Consider the following 16,292-nt stretch of genomic DNA (forward strand, 5'->3'; position numbering starts at 1 on the left):
AGTCGTGATCGTCGGTCGAGCGCGTCAGCGCTTGGCCTTGACGATCTTCTCCTGGTTGACGTCGGCCGCGTCGGTGGCCTCGAACTGCTCGGTGCCGACCGAGGCGAGGGGCTTGCCCTCCCCCGTCTGGAACTCCTGCTTGAAGGCGTCCACGCCGGCGTCGAGCGCCGAGACGATGTCGTCCGACAGGACGTTCTTCTCACGGAGGTCCGACAGCACCGAGGTGTTGCGACCGAGGTAGTCGAGCAGCTCGCGCTCGAAGCGCAGCACGTCGGGCACGGGGACCTCGTCGAGCTTGCCGTTCGTGCCGGCCCAGATCGAGACGACCTGGTCCTCGACGGGGTAGGGCGAGTACTGCGGCTGCTTGAGCAACTCGGTGAGGCGCGCGCCACGAGCCAGCTGACGACGGCTCGCCGCGTCGAGGTCGGACGCGAACATCGCGAAGGCCTCGAGCGAGCGGTACTGCGCCAGCTCGAGCTTGAGCGTGCCGGAGACCTTCTTGATCGACTTCAGCTGCGCGTCGCCGCCCACTCGCGAGACCGAGATGCCGACGTCGACAGCGGGACGCTGGTTGGCGTTGAACAGGTCGGACTGCAGGAAGATCTGGCCGTCGGTGATGGAGATCACGTTGGTCGGGATGTACGCCGAGACGTCGTTGGCCTTGGTCTCGATGATCGGGAGACCGGTCATCGAGCCGGCGCCCAGCTCGTCCGAGAGCTTCGCGCAGCGCTCGAGCAGACGCGAGTGCAGGTAGAAGACGTCGCCGGGGTACGCCTCGCGGCCCGGCGGGCGACGCAGGAGGAGCGACACGGCACGGTAGGCCTCGGCCTGCTTCGAGAGGTCGTCGAAGATGATGAGGACGTGCTTGCCGCCGTACATCCAGTGCTGGCCGATGGCCGAGCCGGTGTAGGGGGCGAGGTACTTGAAGCCCGCGGGGTCGGACGCCGGAGCGGCGACGATCGTCGTGTACTCCATGGCGCCGGACTCTTCGAGGGCGCCCTTCACGGACGCGATCGTCGAGCCCTTCTGGCCGATGGCGACGTAGATGCAGCGGACCTGCTTGTTGACGTCGCCCGACTCCCAGTTGGCCTTCTGGTTGATGATCGTGTCGATCGCGATGGCCGTCTTGCCGGTCTGGCGGTCGCCGATGATCAGCTGACGCTGGCCACGGCCGACCGGGATCATGGCGTCGATGGCCTTGATGCCGGTCTGCATGGGCTCGTGCACCGACTTGCGCTGCATGACGCCGGGGGCCTGGAGCTCGAGGGCGCGACGCCCCTCGTTCGCGATCTCGCCGAGACCGTCGATGGGCGCCCCCAGGGGGTCGACCACGCGGCCGAGGAAGCCGTCGCCGACGGGGACCGAGAGGACCTCGCCGGTGCGGGTCACCTCCATGCCCTCCTCGATGCCGGAGAACTCGCCGAGCACGATCGTGCCGATCTCGTCCTCGTCGAGGTTCTGGGCCAGGCCCTGCGTGCCGTCCGCGAAGCGGATGAGCTCGTTGGCCATGACGCCGGGGAGACCCTGGACGTGCGCGATGCCGTCAGCGGCGTCCGTGACGTAGCCGACCTCGGTCGTCGAGGCCTTGGACGGGTCGTACGACGACACGAAGTCCTTCAGCGCATCGCGAATCTCATCGGGGCTGATCTTGATGTCTGCCATTGTGATTCCTATTCGTAGCGAGGCTTCAGGAGGCCTCGAGTCTGTGTGGGGTGCGTGCCTAGCCGGCGAGCTGGAGGCGGAGCGCGCTGAGCTTGGTGGCGACGGTCCCGTCGATGACCTCGTCGCCGACCTGGACGCGGAGCCCGCCGATCACGGCGGGGTCGACGACCTGGTTGATGCGGAGGCTACGCCCGAACTGTCGGGACAGACCCTGTTCGAGGCGGGCCGCGTGGGCGTCGTCGAGGACGCGCGCGGTCGTGACCGTGGCGACGAGCTGGTCCGACTGGTCGGACACGATCTCGGCTGCCGTGCGGAGGAGCTCCCCGATCCGACGGCCGCGGGGCTGACGGACGAGGTGGCCGACGATCGTGATCGTCTGCTCGCTCGCGCGTCCCCCGAGGAGGCGCTGCACGAGGCCTGCCTTCGCCTCGGGATCGCTCAGCTTGGTGCCGATGGCGAGCTCGAGGGAGGAGTCGGAACGGACGGCTGCGTCGAACGCGAAGAGCTCGTTCGCGATCGTGCTGCCGTCGGGGATCGTGGAGGCGACGACACGGATGCCGATCTCTTCCATGCCCGCGAGGAGATCGCGCTTCGAGGACCAGCGGCGACCCACCACGGACAGCACCAGCGCACGCGCCGGCTCGGTGAAGGCACCGAACACGCGGTCGACGAGCTGCTTCTTGGTGGCCGCGTCGACGGCGGGGTCGGCGAAGTAGGCCTGGAGCTGGACGTTGCCGCCGATGACGCGACCGGCGTCGAGCACCTGCTCGCCCGTGGTCAGGTCTGCGGCACCGCCGAGGTCGGCGAGGGTGGACCTCGCCGACCCGAGCGCCTCACGGGACATGGAGCCCATCGTCAGCGGCCCGCCTTCGTGTTCTGGTCGGCCTCGAGGTCGGCCAGGAACCGGTCGACGACAGCGGATGCCTTGGCGTCGTCCGCCAGGGACTCGCCGATGACGCCCGACGCGAGGTCGATGGCCAGCGAGCCGACCTCGGCGCGGAGCGACGCGACAGCAGCCGCGCGCTCGGCCTCGATCTGGACGTGGGCGTTCGCGGTGACGCGATCGGCCTCAGCCTGTGCCTGCTGCTTGAGGTCGGCAAGGATCTCGGCGCCCTCGGCACGAGCGGCCTCACGGATGCGAGCCGCCTCGGCACGGGCGTCGGCAAGCTGCTTCTTGTACTCGTCGAGGGCCTTCGCCGCCTCGGCCTGTGCGGCCTCGGCGTGGGCGATGCCGCCTTCGATGCGCTCGGCACGCTCGTCGAGGATCTTGCGGAACTTCGGGATCGCGAAGATCCCGAAGAACGCGGCGATGACCACGAAGACGACGAGAGACCAGAGGATGTCGTAACCGGCGGGGAAGAAGACGGCAGCCCCTTCGGGAGCACCGCCCTCGGCCGCGAGGATCGTCTCGATCATCGGTATGTCGTCCTAACTGATCAGGAGAAGATGAAGCCGGCGGCGAGGCCGATGAAGCCCAGCAGCTCGGTGAACGCGATGCCGAGGAACATCGTGACCTGGAGGCGGCCGGCCAGCTCGGGCTGACGTGCCATGGCCTCGACGGTCTTGCCCGCGACGATGCCGATGCCGATGCCGGGGCCGATCGCTGCGAGGCCGTAGCCGACGGTCGCGATGTTGCCGTTGATCTCAGCGAGGATCGTGGTGGTGTCCACTTGTGTTTCCTTCCGGTTGGGCGGGGCTCGTCAGGCGACGGGCCCCGTCGTTCTTAGTGTTCGTTCGACGCTCAGTGTTCGTTCGACGCGGCCTGTTGGATGTAGACCGAGGCGAGGAGCGTGAAGACGTAGGCCTGCAGCACGGCGACGGCCATCTCGACGATGGTCATCACGAATCCGCCGATGAGGGTCAGGGCGCCGAACGCCATGAACCCACCGCTCATGCTGAAGAAGAAGAAGTGCGTCGCGGCGAAGCAGAGCACGAGGAGGAGGTGGCCGACCATCATGTTCAGCAGCAGTCGCAAGGCCAACGAGATGGGCCGGACGATGAAGATGTTGATGAACTCGATGGGCGTCAACAGGATGTACATGTACCACGGCACACCGGCCGGGAACAGCGCGTTCCGGAAGAAGGTCGCCCCGCCCACCTCGCGGAAGCCCGCGTAGATGAACATGACGTACGCGACGACGCCGAGGAGCAGCGGCATGGCGACGACCGAGGTGCCTGCGATGTTCAGCCCGGGCACGATGCCCGTGATGTTCATCGCGAAGATGCCGAAGAACATCGCGGCCAGCAGCGGCAGGTACTTTCGGCCGAGCTTCTCGCCCAAGATCTCTTCGACGATCTGCACGCGGACGAAGTCGAGGCCGAGCTCGGCGATGCTCTGGCCGCGGGACGGCACGAGGCGCCCCTTGCGGAGGGCGAGCCAGAAGAGCAGCAGCATGACGGCGATCGCGAAGAGGCGGACCAGCATGATGCGGTTCAGCTCGAAGGGGGTGCCTTCGAAGAAGATCGCGGACGGGAAGAACTCGTCAAGAGTCGGGGCGTGGAATCCCCCGTCTCCGTGGCCGGTCTCGGCAGCGGAGAGCAGGTTCACAGCGTTCGCTATCAGCGCTATCTCCTGTGTCGGGGCGAGCACCCTGAAGTGTCGCGACGATTGGTGGGGTTGTCATCCGAACCCGCAGAGAATCGCGGCCGGGGAACGGTCATGACTCTATCAAGGTATTCGGCGCTGGCACGAATCGGCGGCGGTCTTTTCATGCCCTGCAAGGAACATGACCCGGCCGCCGCCGCACACGGGCCCGGGAGGGCCTCGTCGTGGTGGTCCGTGGACCCGTCAGTCCTGCGGCGCGGGAGGCAGGACCGCGTCGCTGACGTTGCCGAGTCGACCGCGGACGACCACCAGGGCGTCGATGGCCAGGGTGCCGATGATCGACACGACGAGGGCCAGGAAGAGCACGACGTCGTTCACGAAGGGCTGGTCCTTCACGAGGACCAGCAGCACGACGAAGATGACGAGCTTGAGCAGCCACGCGCCCATCACGATGCCGAAGAAGGCCGCCAGGCGGAACCGGATCGCGATGAGCATGCTCGCCGCGGTGATGCCGGCGAAGACGACGGCGAGGGCCACCCCGACGAGCGCGCTCCAGAGCCCGTCCGTCCCGGCGAGGGCGTACCCGAGACCGCCTCCCACCACGGCGATCGCGAGGGCCAGGAAGCCCGTGTAGGTGAGGATCTTGGTGAAGATCGATCGGGCGTTCATGGGCGTTCCTCCGGGGGTGTCAGTTCGGGCACCACGGCGTTCTGCGCCGTGTCGGTGTCGGACGGGTCGAGGACTCCGGCGGCCTCGTCGAGCGGGTCGAAGCGTCCCGACTCGCTCGCCGCGAGGTCGGCGGTGCGGGTGCTCTGGACGGCGACCTCGACGCGCTTCCTGCGGCTGAGCGGAGCGAGGGTCAGGGCAGCGCAGACCACGAGGCCGACGCCGAGGAAGAGCCCGACGAGCCAGGCGGGCTTGACGAAGAGGAACATCAGGCAGCCGACGGAGACCACGAGGGTCCACGAGTAGAAGATCAGCACGGCCTGGAAGTGCGAGTGGCCCATGTCGAGGAGGCGGTGGTGCAGGTGCTTGCGATCGGCAGTGAACGGCGACTTGCCTGCGCTCACGCGACGAAGGACGGCGAGGCCGAAGTCGAGGAGGGGCACCACCAGGACGGCGAACGGCAGCAGGATCGGGATGAAGGCGGGCAGCAGCGCGGACCGTGAGATCGTGGCCGGGTCGATCTGGCCCGTCACGGAGATGGCGCTGGTCGCCATCACGAGCCCGGTGAGCAGGGCGCCCGCGTCGCCCATGAAGAGGCGTGCCGGATGCCAGTTGAGGGGGAGGAAGCCGAGGCAGGCACCGATGAGGACGGCCGTGAGCAGCGCAGCCAGGTTGAAGTACTCGGTCTGGCCGATGGTGATCGAGATGACGAAGCTGTAGATGAAGAACACGCTGTTCGCGATGATCGTCACCCCGGCGACCAGCCCGTCGAGGCCGTCGATGAAGTTGACCGCGTTCATCACCAGGACGATGGCCAGGATCGTCAGGATCAGCGACATGTAGGGAGAACCGATGGCGAGGCTGCCGCCGATCGGGAGCGACACCAGCTGGACGCCCTGCCACGCGAGGACGCCCGCCGCGATGATCTGGCCGGCGAGCTTGGTCATCCAGTCGAGGTCGTAGAGGTCGTCGACCACGCCGATCACGACGATGATCGTCGCCGCGCCCAGGATCGCCAGCGGCGGGCCGGGGTCCGCGAACACGAGGCGGAAGTAGTCGACGCCGGAGATGAGGGGGAAGACGAACCACGCCGCGAGGAGGGCGACCACGACTCCCGCCCACATCGCCACTCCCCCGAGCCGAGGCGTCGGCGTCTGGTGGACGTCTCGCTCGCGGATCGTCGGGTAGAGCTTGAACCGGAGGCCGAGGCGCCACACGACGACGGACAGCACGAAGCTGACGACTGCCGCGATGACCATCGCGAGCAGGTAGTACCTCACGCGAGGGCGTCGGCCCCGACGACGCGTCTGATCTCGGAGTCGGGCAGGACGCCGTGCCGGACGATGCGGACGACGCCGTCGGACGCACCCGTCGCGTCGACGATCGTCGAGCCCGTGTTGGCGCCGGGCCGTCGTTCCCAGTCGCTGCCCACGGGCCCGGCGTCGAGGTACACCGACACCGAGTCGCCCAGCATGTCGAGGGCCGCCTGGGCGGTCTCGGCCGCCGCCTGGCCGGTGAGGTTGGCGCTCGAGACGGCGAGCGGCCCCGTCTCCTCGAGCAGCTCGAGGGTGAGCGGGTGGCTCGGCACGCGCAGGGCGACGGTGCCCCGGGTGTCGCCGAGGTCCCAGCTGAGGGACGCCTGCGCGCGGAAGATCACGGTGAGCGGCCCCGGCCAGAACTCGTCGAGCAGCGGCCTGACGACCTCGGGGACCGTCGAGGTGAGCGCGGCGAGCGTCTCTTGCCCCTTGATGAGGACGGGAGGCGGCGACTGGCGGCCCCGCCCCTTGGCGTCGAGGAGCTTCTGCACGGCACCGGCGTCGAACGCGTCGGCGGCGACGCCGTAGACCGTGTCGGTGGGCAGGACGACGAGCTCGCCCCGGCCGATGGCGCCGCGTGCTCGGCGCATGCCGGCGAGGAGCTCGGAGTCGACGGAGAGGTCGTAGAGGGAGGCCATGACCTGACGATGATAGTGCGGACGACCTGGAGAGGGCGTCAGCGCACCGCCGTCGTCGCACGGTCGCGACCGGTGAGGTCGAGGTGGGTGACCGTGGACCGCCAGCCGTCGGCGTCCAGCAGGTCCCGGATGGCGCCTCCCTGTGCCTCGCCGTGCTCGATGACGAGCACACCACCGACGCGCAGGAGGCGGAGGGCCGTCGCCGACAGGTCGCGCACGACGTCGAGGCCGTCGGCTCCCCCGTAGAGGGCGAGCGCGGGGTCGTGCAGACGCACCTCGGGATCGCGCGGCACCATCCCGACGGGGATGTACGGCGGGTTCGAGGCGACCACGGACACGGTGCCGTCGAGCTCGGGCAGGGCGTCCGCGAGGTCGCCCTCGACGAGGCGGGCGTTCTCGGCGCCGACCGCGGCGATGTTGCGACGGGTCCAGACGGCGGCCTCGGCCGAGAGCTCGACCGCGACGACGGACGCTCGGGGCACCTCCGTGGCCATGGCCAGGGCGATGGCGCCGCTGCCTGTGCCGAGGTCGACCGCGATCGGGGCGGGCTCGGCCGCGGCGCGCAGGGCGTCGACGGCCAGCTGCGCCACCCCCTCGGTCTCGGGCCGGGGCACGAAGACGCCCGGTCCGACGTGCAGCTGCATCGACCGGAACGGAGCGGTGCCCGTGATGTGCTGGAGAGGCTCACGGGCGGCGCGCCGGGCGATCGCGCGCGCGAACGCGCCGGCGGCGTCGGCCGTCAGGGCGGACCGGGTGACGACCCGGGCGCGGAGCACACCCCGACCGAGGTCGAGCACGTGGGCGAGCAGCAGCTCCGCGTCGACGTCCGGTGTCGGCACCCCGGACGACGAGAGCACGGCCGACCCCGCCGCGAGGGCGGAGTCGACCGTGCGGGCGTGCCCGAGGTCGGCGACGGCGTCGGTCACGACGCGGCGTCGCCGATCTCGGCGAGCCGGGCCTCCTCGTCGGCCTGGATGCACGACTCGACGACGGGCTGCAGGGCCCCGTCCATCACGGCGTCGAGGTTGTACGCCTTGTAGCCGGTGCGGTGGTCGGCGATGCGGTTCTCCGGGAAGTTGTAGGTGCGGATGCGCTCCGACCTGTCCATGCCCCGGATCTGGCTCTTGCGGGCGTCCGACGCGATCGCCGCCTGCTCCTCCTGCTGGCGCGCGAGGATGCGCGCGCGCAGGACGCGCATGCCGGCCTCGCGGTTCTGCAGCTGGCTCTTCTCGTTCTGCATCGCCACCACGATGCCCGTGGGCAGGTGGGTGATGCGGACGGCCGAGTCGGTCGTGTTGACCGACTGGCCCCCGGGGCCGGACGACCGGTAGACGTCGATCTTGAGGTCGTTCTGGTTGATGTCGACCTCCTCCGGCTCGTCGACCTCGGGGAACACGAGGACCCCGGTCGTGGAGGTGTGGATGCGCCCCTGGGACTCCGTGGCGGGCACGCGCTGGACGCGGTGCACGCCTCCTTCGTACTTCAGATGGGCCCAGACGCCCTGCGACGGATCGGTGGCGTTCGACTTGATGGCCACCTGGACGTTCTTGTAGCCGCCGAGGTCGCTGTCGTCGCTCTGGATCATCTCGGACTTCCAGCCCATGCCCTCGGCGTAGTGCAGGTACATGCGCAGGAGGTCGGCGGCGAACAGGGCGCTCTCCGCGCCTCCCTCGCCCCCCTTGATCTCCATGATCACGTCACGGCCGTCGTCGGGGTCACGAGGGATCAGGAGGCGCCGCAGCTTCTCCTGGGACTCGTCGAGGCCCTGCTCGAGCGCGGGCACCTCGTCGGCGAACGCCTCGTCCTCCTTCGCGAGCTCCCGTGCGGCCTCGAGGTCGTCGCCCGCCTGCTGCCACGCCGAGTGGGCAGCCACGATGCGGCTGAGCTCGGCGTAGCGGCGGTTGATCTTCTTGGCGCGAGCGGCGTCCGCGTGCACCGCGGGGTCGCTGAGCTGCGTCTGGAGGTCGTCGTGCTCCGCGAGGAGCACGGACACCGACTCGAACATCAGTGGTCTTTGTGGCCGGCGTCGTGGCCGTTCGCGGGCATCGACTTCTGGATCTGCACGAGGAACTCCACGTTCGACTGCGTCTCCTTGAGGTTGCCGAGGACGATCTCGAGCGCCTTCTGCTGCTCGAGCCCGGCGAGGGCGCGGCGCAGGCGCCACGTGATCTTGACCTCGTCGGGGCTGAGCAGCATCTCTTCGCGACGGGTGCCGGAGGCGTTGACGTCGACGGCCGGGAAGATGCGCTTGTCGGCGAGGTGGCGCGAGAGGCGGAGCTCCATGTTGCCGGTGCCCTTGAACTCCTCGAAGATCACCTCGTCCATCTTCGAGCCGGTCTCGACCAGCGCGGTCGCCAGGATGGTCAGCGAGCCGCCGTTCTCGATGTTGCGCGCGGCGCCGAAGAAGCGCTTCGGCGGGTAGAGGGCCGACGAGTCGACGCCGCCCGACAGCACGCGGCCGGAGGCCGGGGCGGACAGGTTGTAGGCGCGGCCGAGACGGGTGATGGAGTCGAGCAGCACGACGACGTCGTGGCCCAGCTCGACGAGGCGCTTCGCCCGCTCGATCGCGAGCTCGGCGACCGTCGTGTGGTCCTCGGCGGGGCGGTCGAACGTCGAGGCGATGACCTCGCCCTTGACCGTGCGCTGCATGTCGGTGACCTCTTCGGGACGCTCGTCCACCAGGACGACCATGAGGTGCACCTCGGGGTTGTTCACCGCGATGGCGTTGGCGATCGCCTGCAGCACGAGCGTCTTGCCGGCCTTGGGCGGCGAGACGATCAGGCCGCGCTGGCCCTTGCCGATGGGCGACACGAGGTCGATGATGCGGGTCGAGAGCTTCTGCTGCTCGGTCTCGAGGCGCAGTCGCTCCTGGGGGTAGAGAGGCGTGAGCTTGCCGAACTCGACGCGCTTGGCGGCCTCCTCGACGGGCTGGCCGTTGATCGAGTCGATCCGGACGATCGCGTTGTACTTCTGGCGCCCCTGGCCCTGGTCGCCCTCGCGCGGCTGGCGGATCGCGCCGACGACGGCGTCGCCCTTGCGGAGGTGGTACTTCTTGACCTGGCCGAGCGACACGTAGACGTCGCTCGCGCCGGGCAGGTAGCCCGTGGTGCGGACGAAGGCGTAGTTCTCGAGCACGTCGAGGATGCCGGCGACGGGGATGAGGACGTCGTCCTCGGAGATCTCAGGCTCGAACTCGTCGGTCTGGACGCCGCGTCCGCGCTTGCGGTCACGCTGACGGCCACGGCCCTGACGGCCGTTCTCGTCCTGCTGCTGCGGGCCGGTGCCCTGCTGACGGTCCTGCTGCTGGCGGTCGCCCTGCTGCTGGTCGACCTTCTGGCCGCCCTGCTGCTGGCGATCCTGCTGCTGGCGGTCGCCCTGCTGCTGGCGGTCGCCCTGCTGCTGGTCGGCCTTCTGGCCGCCCTGCTGCTGACGGTCCTGCTGCTGCTCGCCGGCCGCGGCCTGCTGGCCGGACTGGCCGTTCTTGCGGTCTCCGCGGCCGCGGCTGCGGCTGCGACGGCCGCCGCCCTGCTGGCCGGACTGGTCGCCCTGGCCCTGGTCGCCCTGCGCCTGGTCGCCCTGCGCCCGGTCGCCCTGGCCCTGGTCGTCCACACCCTGGTCGCCCTGGGCGCGCTCGGCGGCGTCGCCGGACGTGTCGAGGTCGGTGGTGGCGTCGGAGGGCTGCTCGCCCTGCGCCGCGGCCTGAGCCTCGGCGACGGTCGCGTCGGAGGCGCGGCGCGAGCCACGGCGGCTGCGCGAGGGACGCTCGGCGGCGACGGGCGCCTCCTGGGCGACCTCTGCCGCGGGAGCCTGCTCGGCCTGCGCGACGGGAGCCTCGACCGGGGTCGCGGCGGGGGCCTGGAGGACGGGCTCGACGCCCGACTCTCCGCCGTTGACGTGGTCGCCGGCGCCGCGCTGGGCGGGAGCGCCGGCCGCGGAGGTGGCGCGACGCGAGCCGCGACGGGCACGGGTCGGGGCGACGGGCGCCTCGTCGGCGGTGGGGACCTGGGCAGCGTCGGCCTGCTCGGTGCCGGTGACGCCCTCGACGGGCGCGTCGGCGACTGCCTCGACGGGCACGTCGAGCACGGGCTGCTCGACGACGGGCACGGCGGCCTCGGCCGGGGCAGCGGCGCCCCCGGCCGACTGCGCCTGCACGGCGGCGATGGCGGCGACGAGGTCGCCCTTGCGGAGCTTGGAGAGACCGCTGATGCCGAGCGAGGAGGCGAGGGCCTGGAGCTGCGGGAGGCGCATGGCGCTGAGTTCGGCGGTGGTGTCCGCAGAGTTGGGGATGTCGACGTCTGACACTGGTGTTGGGTTCCTTCCGCTCCCCCGCGAGAGCCGCGAGGCTGAGCTGGTCACACCTCGTGGCCTGGGGTCTGCCCTGTCGGCAGGCCCTGCGCGGATGCGCGCTGCGCGGGATGCGCAGAGGAGCTCACGGAGGTGCGGCGCACGTACGCCAGACAGGCGGACGGACGCTGCGAGATGTGCACTACGGGATGTGCGGCCCGGGGGGATCAGGGAGCCTGGGGACTCGACACGCCTACTCGAGAACCGAGGAGGTGCTGCTAGAAGCCCAGGGGATCTTGATTCTCTACCGGGTGCGGCTTCACTGTAGCACCCCGCAGGTCGACGGCGAGCATGACGGCGCGCCAGTCGGACAGGGAGTGCTCGGCCACGAGATCCGCTGCGAAGAGGCGCTGCGCGGGGTCGCTCCCGAGCACCAGCAGCGACGGCCCCGCGCCGGACACGACCGCGGCCAGGCCGGCGTCCCGCAGCATGGTGATCAGCGCGTCGGTCTCGGGCATGGCGCTCGCCCGGTAGCTCTGGTGGAGCCTGTCCTCCGTGGCGGCGAGCAGCAGCTCGGGGCTCTGGATCAGCGCCGCCACGAGCAGCGCGGAGCGGGACACGTTGAACGTCGCGTCCTCGTGCGGCACCGACGCGGGCTGGAGGCTGCGTGCGAGCTTCGTCGAGAGGGTCGACTCCGGCACGAACACGACGGGAGACACGCCCCGGTGCACGAGCAGGCGCTTGTGGGCGGGGCCCGACGAGGTCATCCACGCGATGGTCAGCCCGCCGAAGAGCGCCGGGGCGACGTTGTCGGGGTGTCCTTCCATCTCGGTGGCCACCCGCAGCAGGTCGGCGGAGGAGAACTCGACCACCCCCTCCAGCAGGCCCTTGGCCGCGACGACGCCGGAGACGATGGCGGCGGCCGACGAGCCGAGGCCGCGCCCGTGCGGGATCACGTTGCGGGCCTCGAGCCGGAGACCCGGCAGCGGCTGGCCGACGGATGCGTAGGCCGCGGCGATCGCCTGCACGACGAGGTTGCCCTCGTCGGTGGGGACCTCGCCTGCCCCGACGCCCTCGACGTGCACCTCGACGCCCGAGCCCGTGGTCGTGGTGACCACGAGCTCGTCGTAGAGCGAGACGGCGAGCCCGAGCGTGTCGAAGCCGGGGCCGAGGTTCGCCGAGGTCGCCGGCACCCGGACCAGCACCGACCGCACGTCGCCCGCTCGGGTCATCAGCACGCCTCGGTCACGCAGAGGCCGGGACGAGCCCGAGCACCTCGGCGACGCGCGAGGTGTCGCTCTCGACGACCGTCGGCGTGACCTCGGAGCCGTCGGCGCGACGGAGGGCCCACTGCGGGTCCTTGAGGCCGTGGCCGGTGACCGTGAGGACGACCGTCGCGCCCGCCGGGACGACGCCCGCGTCGGAGCGCTCGAGCAGGCCCGCCACGCTGATCGCCGAGGCCGGCTCGACGAAGACGCCGACCTCGGCCGCCAGGATCTTCTGGGCGGCGAGGATCGCCTCGTCCGTGATCGCTCCGAACCAGCCGTTCGTGAGGTCGCGGGCCTCGAGGGCCAGCTGCCAGGAGGCGGGGTTGCCGATCCGGATCGCGCTCGCGATGGTCTCGGGGTGCTTCACGACCTCGCCGGCCACGATCGGCGCCGAGCCGGAGGCCTGGAAGCCGAACACCCGCGGCAGGCGGGTGGACCGACCGGCCTCGACGTCCTCGCGGTAGCCGCGGGTGTAGGCCGTGTAGTTGCCGGCGTTGCCCACGGGGAGGAAGTGGAAGTCGGGGGCGTCGCCGAGCACGTCGACGACCTCGAACGCGGCCGTCTTCTGGCCCTCGATGCGGTCGTTGTTGACCGAGTTCACGAGGTGCACCGGGTAGTTCTCGGCCAGGTCGCGCGCGATGTCGAGGCAGTCGTCGAAGTTGCCCTGGATCTGGATCAGCTGACCGTCGTGGGCGACGGCCTGGCTCAGCTTGCCCATGGCGATCTTGCCCTCGGGCACGAGCACCGCGGCGGTGATGCCGGCGTGCGCGGCGTAGGCGGCGGCCGACGCCGACGTGTTGCCGGTCGACGCGCAGATGACGGCCTTGGCGCCGTGCTCGACCGCCTTCGAGATGGCCATCGTCATCCCGCGGTCCTTGAAGGAGCCGGTCGGGTTCATGCCCTCGTACTTGACGAACACCTTCGCCCCGGTGCGCGCGGACAGCGCCGGCGCCGGGATGAGGGGCGTGCCGCCCTCGCCGAGGGTGACGACCGGGGTCGCCTCCGTCACGTCGAGACGGTCGGCGTACTCGCGCAGGACACCCTGCCACTGGTGGGCCATCAGGCTCCTTCGACTCTCAGGACGCTCGTGACGGAGTTCACGACCGCGGTGTTGCGGAGGGCGACGACCGTGGCGGCGAGGTCGGACTCGCGGGCACGGTGGGTGCCGATGATCAGGGTAGCGGTCGCGGGGGGCGCCTCCTCGTCACGTGACGCGCCGGGCTCGAGCCCGCCGGTCTGCTCGACGCTGTGCACGCTGACGCCGTGCTGGCTGAGCACCGTCGCGACCTCGGCGAGGACGCCGGGCTGGTCCGCGACGTCGAGGGTGATCTGGTATCGGGTGACGACGTGGCCGATGGGCAGCACGGCCAGGTCGGCCTGGGTCGACTCGGCGACGCCGGGGCCGCCGATGACGTGTCGGCGCGCGGCGGACACGAGGTCGCCGAGCACCGCCGAGGCGGTCTCAACTCCCCCGGCGCCGGCGCCGTAGAACATGAGGTCGCCGGCGGCCTCGGCCTCGACGAACACCGCGTTCTTCGCCCCGTGGACGGCGGCCAGCGGGTGGTCGAGCGGGACGAGCGCCGGGTAGACGCGTGCGCTCACGCCGTCCACGCCGTCCGAGTCGGTGAGCCGCTCGCAGATCGCCAGGATCTTGACCACGTAGCCGGCCTTGCGCGCAGCCTGCACCTGCTCGTGCGTCACGGACGTGATGCCCTCGCGGTGCACGGCCGAGAGCGGCACCGTCGTGTGGAAGGCGAGGCTCGCGAGGATGGCCGCCTTCTGCGCGGCGTCGAAGCCCTCGATGTCGGCCGTCGGGTCGGCCTCGGCGTAGCCGAGGGCCGTCGCGGTCGCCAGGGCGTCCTCGAGCGTGTCGCCGTCGGTGTCCATCCGGTCGAGGATGAAGTTGGTCGTGCCGTTGACGATGCCCATGATCCGGCGGATCCGGTCGCCGGCGAGGCTGTCGCGGAGCGGTCGGATGATGGGGATGGCGCCGGCGACGGCCGCCTCGTAGTAGAGCTGGGCGCCGACCTGCTCGGCCGCCGCGAAGAGCTCGGGGCCGTGGTGCGCGAGCAGCGCCTTGTTGCCCGTGACGACGTCGGCGCCCGACAGCAGCGCCTGCAGCACGTGGTGGCGGGCCGGCTCGAGCCCGCCCATGAGCTCGACGACGATGTCGGCCCCGAGGATCAGCGACTCGAGGTCGGTGGTGAACAGCTCGCGCGGCAGGTCGACGTCGCGGGGCGCGTCGACGTCGCGGACCCCGATGCCGACCAGCTGCAGGCCGGCGCCGGCGCGACCCGCCAGCTCGTCGGCGTGCTCGAGGAGCAGGCGGGCCACCTGCGACCCGACCGATCCGGCGCCCAGCAGGGCGACCCTCACGTCGCGGTATTCGTCCATGGTGTTCCGTTCTGTGGAGGCGACCCGGTCGGGGCGCCGTGAGCTGAGGGGCAGGGGTGGTCGGGAGACGTGCGCCGCGAGGCTCAGTCGAGGCCGGCGTCGCGGGCGAGCAGGTCGGCCTCGGTCTCACCGCGGACGATGACCCGCGAGGCCCCGTCACGCACCGCGACGACCGGGGGCCGCCCGACGTGGTTGTAGTTGCTCGCGAGGCTCCAGCAGTACGCGCCCGTCGCGGGTACGCCGAGCAGGTCGCCCGGCACGACGTCGGCGGGCAGGTACTCGGCCAGCACGACGAGGTCGCCGCTCTCGCAGTGCTTGCCCGCGACCCGGACGAGGGCAGGGGCCGCCGAGGAGGCGCGGCTCACCACGCGTGCGGAGTAGTCGGCCTCGTAGAGGGCCGGCCGGGCGTTGTCGCTCATCCCGCCGTCGACGCTGACGTAGCGACGGACGGCGGTCTCGCCGGTCTGCTCGTCGACCGTGACCGCGACGTCCTTGACCGTGCCCACCGTGTAGAGGGTCGTGCCGGACGGCCCGGCGATCACCCGGCCGGGCTCGACGGCGACCACGGGCAGCGGGATGCCGAGCCGCGCGCACTCGGCCGCGACGATGTCGGCCAGCGCGGCGGCGAGCTCGTCGAGGGGCCGCGCGTCGTCGACCGACGTGTAGGCGATGCCGAAGCCGCCGCCGAGGTTGAGCTCGGGGACCGGACCGTCGACGAGCAGCTCGGCGTGGAGGGCCAGGAGCCGCCGCGCGGCCTCGCCGAAGCCGTCCGAGCCGAAGATCTGGGAGCCGATATGGGAGTGCAGGCCGAGGAGCCGCAGCGACGGCCGGCTGCGGATGTCCGCCACCACGGCGGGTGCGTCGGCGAGGGTGATGCCGAACTTCTGGTCCTCGCGGGCCGTCGCGAGGTAGTCGTGGGTCGACGCGTGCACGCCGCTGTTGACGCGGACGCGGACGGACTGGACGACGCCGTGACGGGCCGCGGCCTCGGCCACCCGCACCACCTCCTCCGCGTTGTCGACGACGATGTTGCCGATGCCCGCCGCGACGGTGCGGTCGATCTCGGCCAGCGACTTGTTGTTGCCGTGGAACGCCATGCGCGAGGGCTCGACCCCGGCCGCCGCGGCGACGGCGAACTCGCCGCCGGTGCAGATGTCGACGCGCAGGCCCGCCTCGGCGACCCAGCGGGCGACCTCGACGGACAGGAAGGCCTTGGCGGCGTAGTACACGACCGCGCTGGTGCCGACGCGTCCGAGCTCTCGGTCGAACGCCTCCTTCGCGCCGCGGGCGCGCCCTCTGAAGTCGTCCTCGTCGACGACGTAGAGAGGACTGCCGTGACGGGCGACGAGCTCGGTGGCCCGGACGCCGGCGACGGCGACGACGCCGTCGTCGCCACGGCGGGCGCCGTGCGACCAGACCGAGCGGTCGAGCGCGTCGACGTCGTCGGGCTCGAGCAGCCAGTCGGGAGCGAGGGGGTTGGGCGACACGGGGACCTCGGTGGGGATCGGGAGGGGCGGGA

At 71.0% G+C, this 16,292-nt stretch carries 15 protein-coding genes; all 15 read right to left on the bottom strand.

Going from position 1 to position 16,292, the window contains the following annotated elements; translation table 11 throughout:
* Positions 1-24 precede the first annotated feature (24 nt).
* The 15 genes from atpA to lysA all read right to left on the bottom strand — a co-directional run bounded on the left by atpA (position 25) and on the right by lysA (position 16,260).
* Positions 25-1,662, bottom strand: coding sequence for a F0F1 ATP synthase subunit alpha (atpA, locus tag EDF20_RS03150; protein WP_123546313.1), 1,638 nt, complete (start codon positions 1,660-1,662; stop codon positions 25-27).
* A 58-nt stretch (positions 1,663-1,720) separates the two neighbouring features.
* Positions 1,721-2,515 (bottom strand): F0F1 ATP synthase subunit delta, encoded by a 795-nt coding sequence (locus tag EDF20_RS03155; RefSeq protein ID WP_133737670.1) that lies wholly within the window; start codon positions 2,513-2,515, stop codon positions 1,721-1,723.
* A gap of 2 nt (positions 2,516-2,517) precedes the next feature.
* Positions 2,518-3,078 carry a F0F1 ATP synthase subunit B gene (locus EDF20_RS03160; RefSeq protein WP_123546317.1) on the bottom strand — a complete coding sequence of 187 codons (561 nt, stop codon included), beginning with the start codon at positions 3,076-3,078 and terminating at the stop codon, positions 2,518-2,520.
* Positions 3,079-3,098: 20 nt separating this feature from the next.
* Entirely contained in the window at positions 3,099-3,332 is a 234-nt protein-coding gene (gene atpE / locus EDF20_RS03165) for an ATP synthase F0 subunit C (protein ID WP_043594505.1), read from the bottom strand.
* A 71-nt stretch (positions 3,333-3,403) separates the two neighbouring features.
* Positions 3,404-4,210, bottom strand: coding sequence for a F0F1 ATP synthase subunit A (gene atpB, locus EDF20_RS03170; RefSeq protein ID WP_123546319.1), 807 nt, complete (start codon positions 4,208-4,210; stop codon positions 3,404-3,406).
* A gap of 240 nt (positions 4,211-4,450) precedes the next feature.
* Positions 4,451-4,876, bottom strand: coding sequence for a hypothetical protein (locus tag EDF20_RS03175; protein WP_123546321.1), 426 nt, complete (start codon positions 4,874-4,876; stop codon positions 4,451-4,453).
* Entirely contained in the window at positions 4,873-6,132 is a 1,260-nt protein-coding gene (locus tag EDF20_RS03180; protein ID WP_123547255.1) for an MraY family glycosyltransferase, read from the bottom strand. The genes EDF20_RS03175 and EDF20_RS03180 overlap by 4 nt, the downstream gene beginning before the upstream one ends.
* A 17-nt stretch (positions 6,133-6,149) precedes the next feature.
* Positions 6,150-6,827 carry an L-threonylcarbamoyladenylate synthase gene (locus EDF20_RS03185; protein WP_133737671.1) on the bottom strand — a complete coding sequence of 226 codons (678 nt, stop codon included), beginning with the start codon at positions 6,825-6,827 and terminating at the stop codon, positions 6,150-6,152.
* A 38-nt stretch (positions 6,828-6,865) separates the two neighbouring features.
* On the bottom strand, positions 6,866-7,684 hold the full coding sequence (gene prmC / locus EDF20_RS03190) for a peptide chain release factor N(5)-glutamine methyltransferase (protein WP_243833405.1): 819 nt from the start codon (positions 7,682-7,684) through the stop codon (positions 6,866-6,868).
* Positions 7,685-7,749: 65 nt separating this feature from the next.
* A complete protein-coding gene (gene prfA / locus EDF20_RS03195) occupies positions 7,750-8,832 on the bottom strand; it encodes a peptide chain release factor 1 (protein ID WP_123546327.1) in 1,083 nt (360 codons plus the stop codon).
* Positions 8,832-11,129 carry a transcription termination factor Rho gene (rho, locus tag EDF20_RS03200; protein ID WP_133737673.1) on the bottom strand — a complete coding sequence of 766 codons (2,298 nt, stop codon included), beginning with the start codon at positions 11,127-11,129 and terminating at the stop codon, positions 8,832-8,834. Before rho ends, prfA begins: the two co-directional genes overlap by 1 nt.
* A 260-nt stretch (positions 11,130-11,389) precedes the next feature.
* Positions 11,390-12,343 (bottom strand): homoserine kinase, encoded by a 954-nt coding sequence (gene thrB, locus EDF20_RS03205; RefSeq protein WP_123547256.1) that lies wholly within the window; start codon positions 12,341-12,343, stop codon positions 11,390-11,392.
* A gap of 13 nt (positions 12,344-12,356) precedes the next feature.
* Complete coding sequence (thrC, locus tag EDF20_RS03210; protein WP_133737674.1) at positions 12,357-13,439, bottom strand: threonine synthase; 1,083 nt, start codon at positions 13,437-13,439, stop codon at positions 12,357-12,359.
* Entirely contained in the window at positions 13,439-14,773 is a 1,335-nt protein-coding gene (locus EDF20_RS03215; RefSeq protein ID WP_133737675.1) for a homoserine dehydrogenase, read from the bottom strand. The genes thrC and EDF20_RS03215 overlap by 1 nt, the downstream gene beginning before the upstream one ends.
* Before the next feature lie 83 nt (positions 14,774-14,856).
* A complete protein-coding gene (gene lysA / locus EDF20_RS03220; RefSeq protein ID WP_133737676.1) occupies positions 14,857-16,260 on the bottom strand; it encodes a diaminopimelate decarboxylase in 1,404 nt (467 codons plus the stop codon).
* Between the last annotated feature and the right edge of the window lie 32 nt (positions 16,261-16,292).

The organism is Frigoribacterium sp. PhB116 (genome assembly GCF_004364285.1).
GTDB lineage: Bacteria > Actinomycetota > Actinomycetes > Actinomycetales > Microbacteriaceae > Frigoribacterium.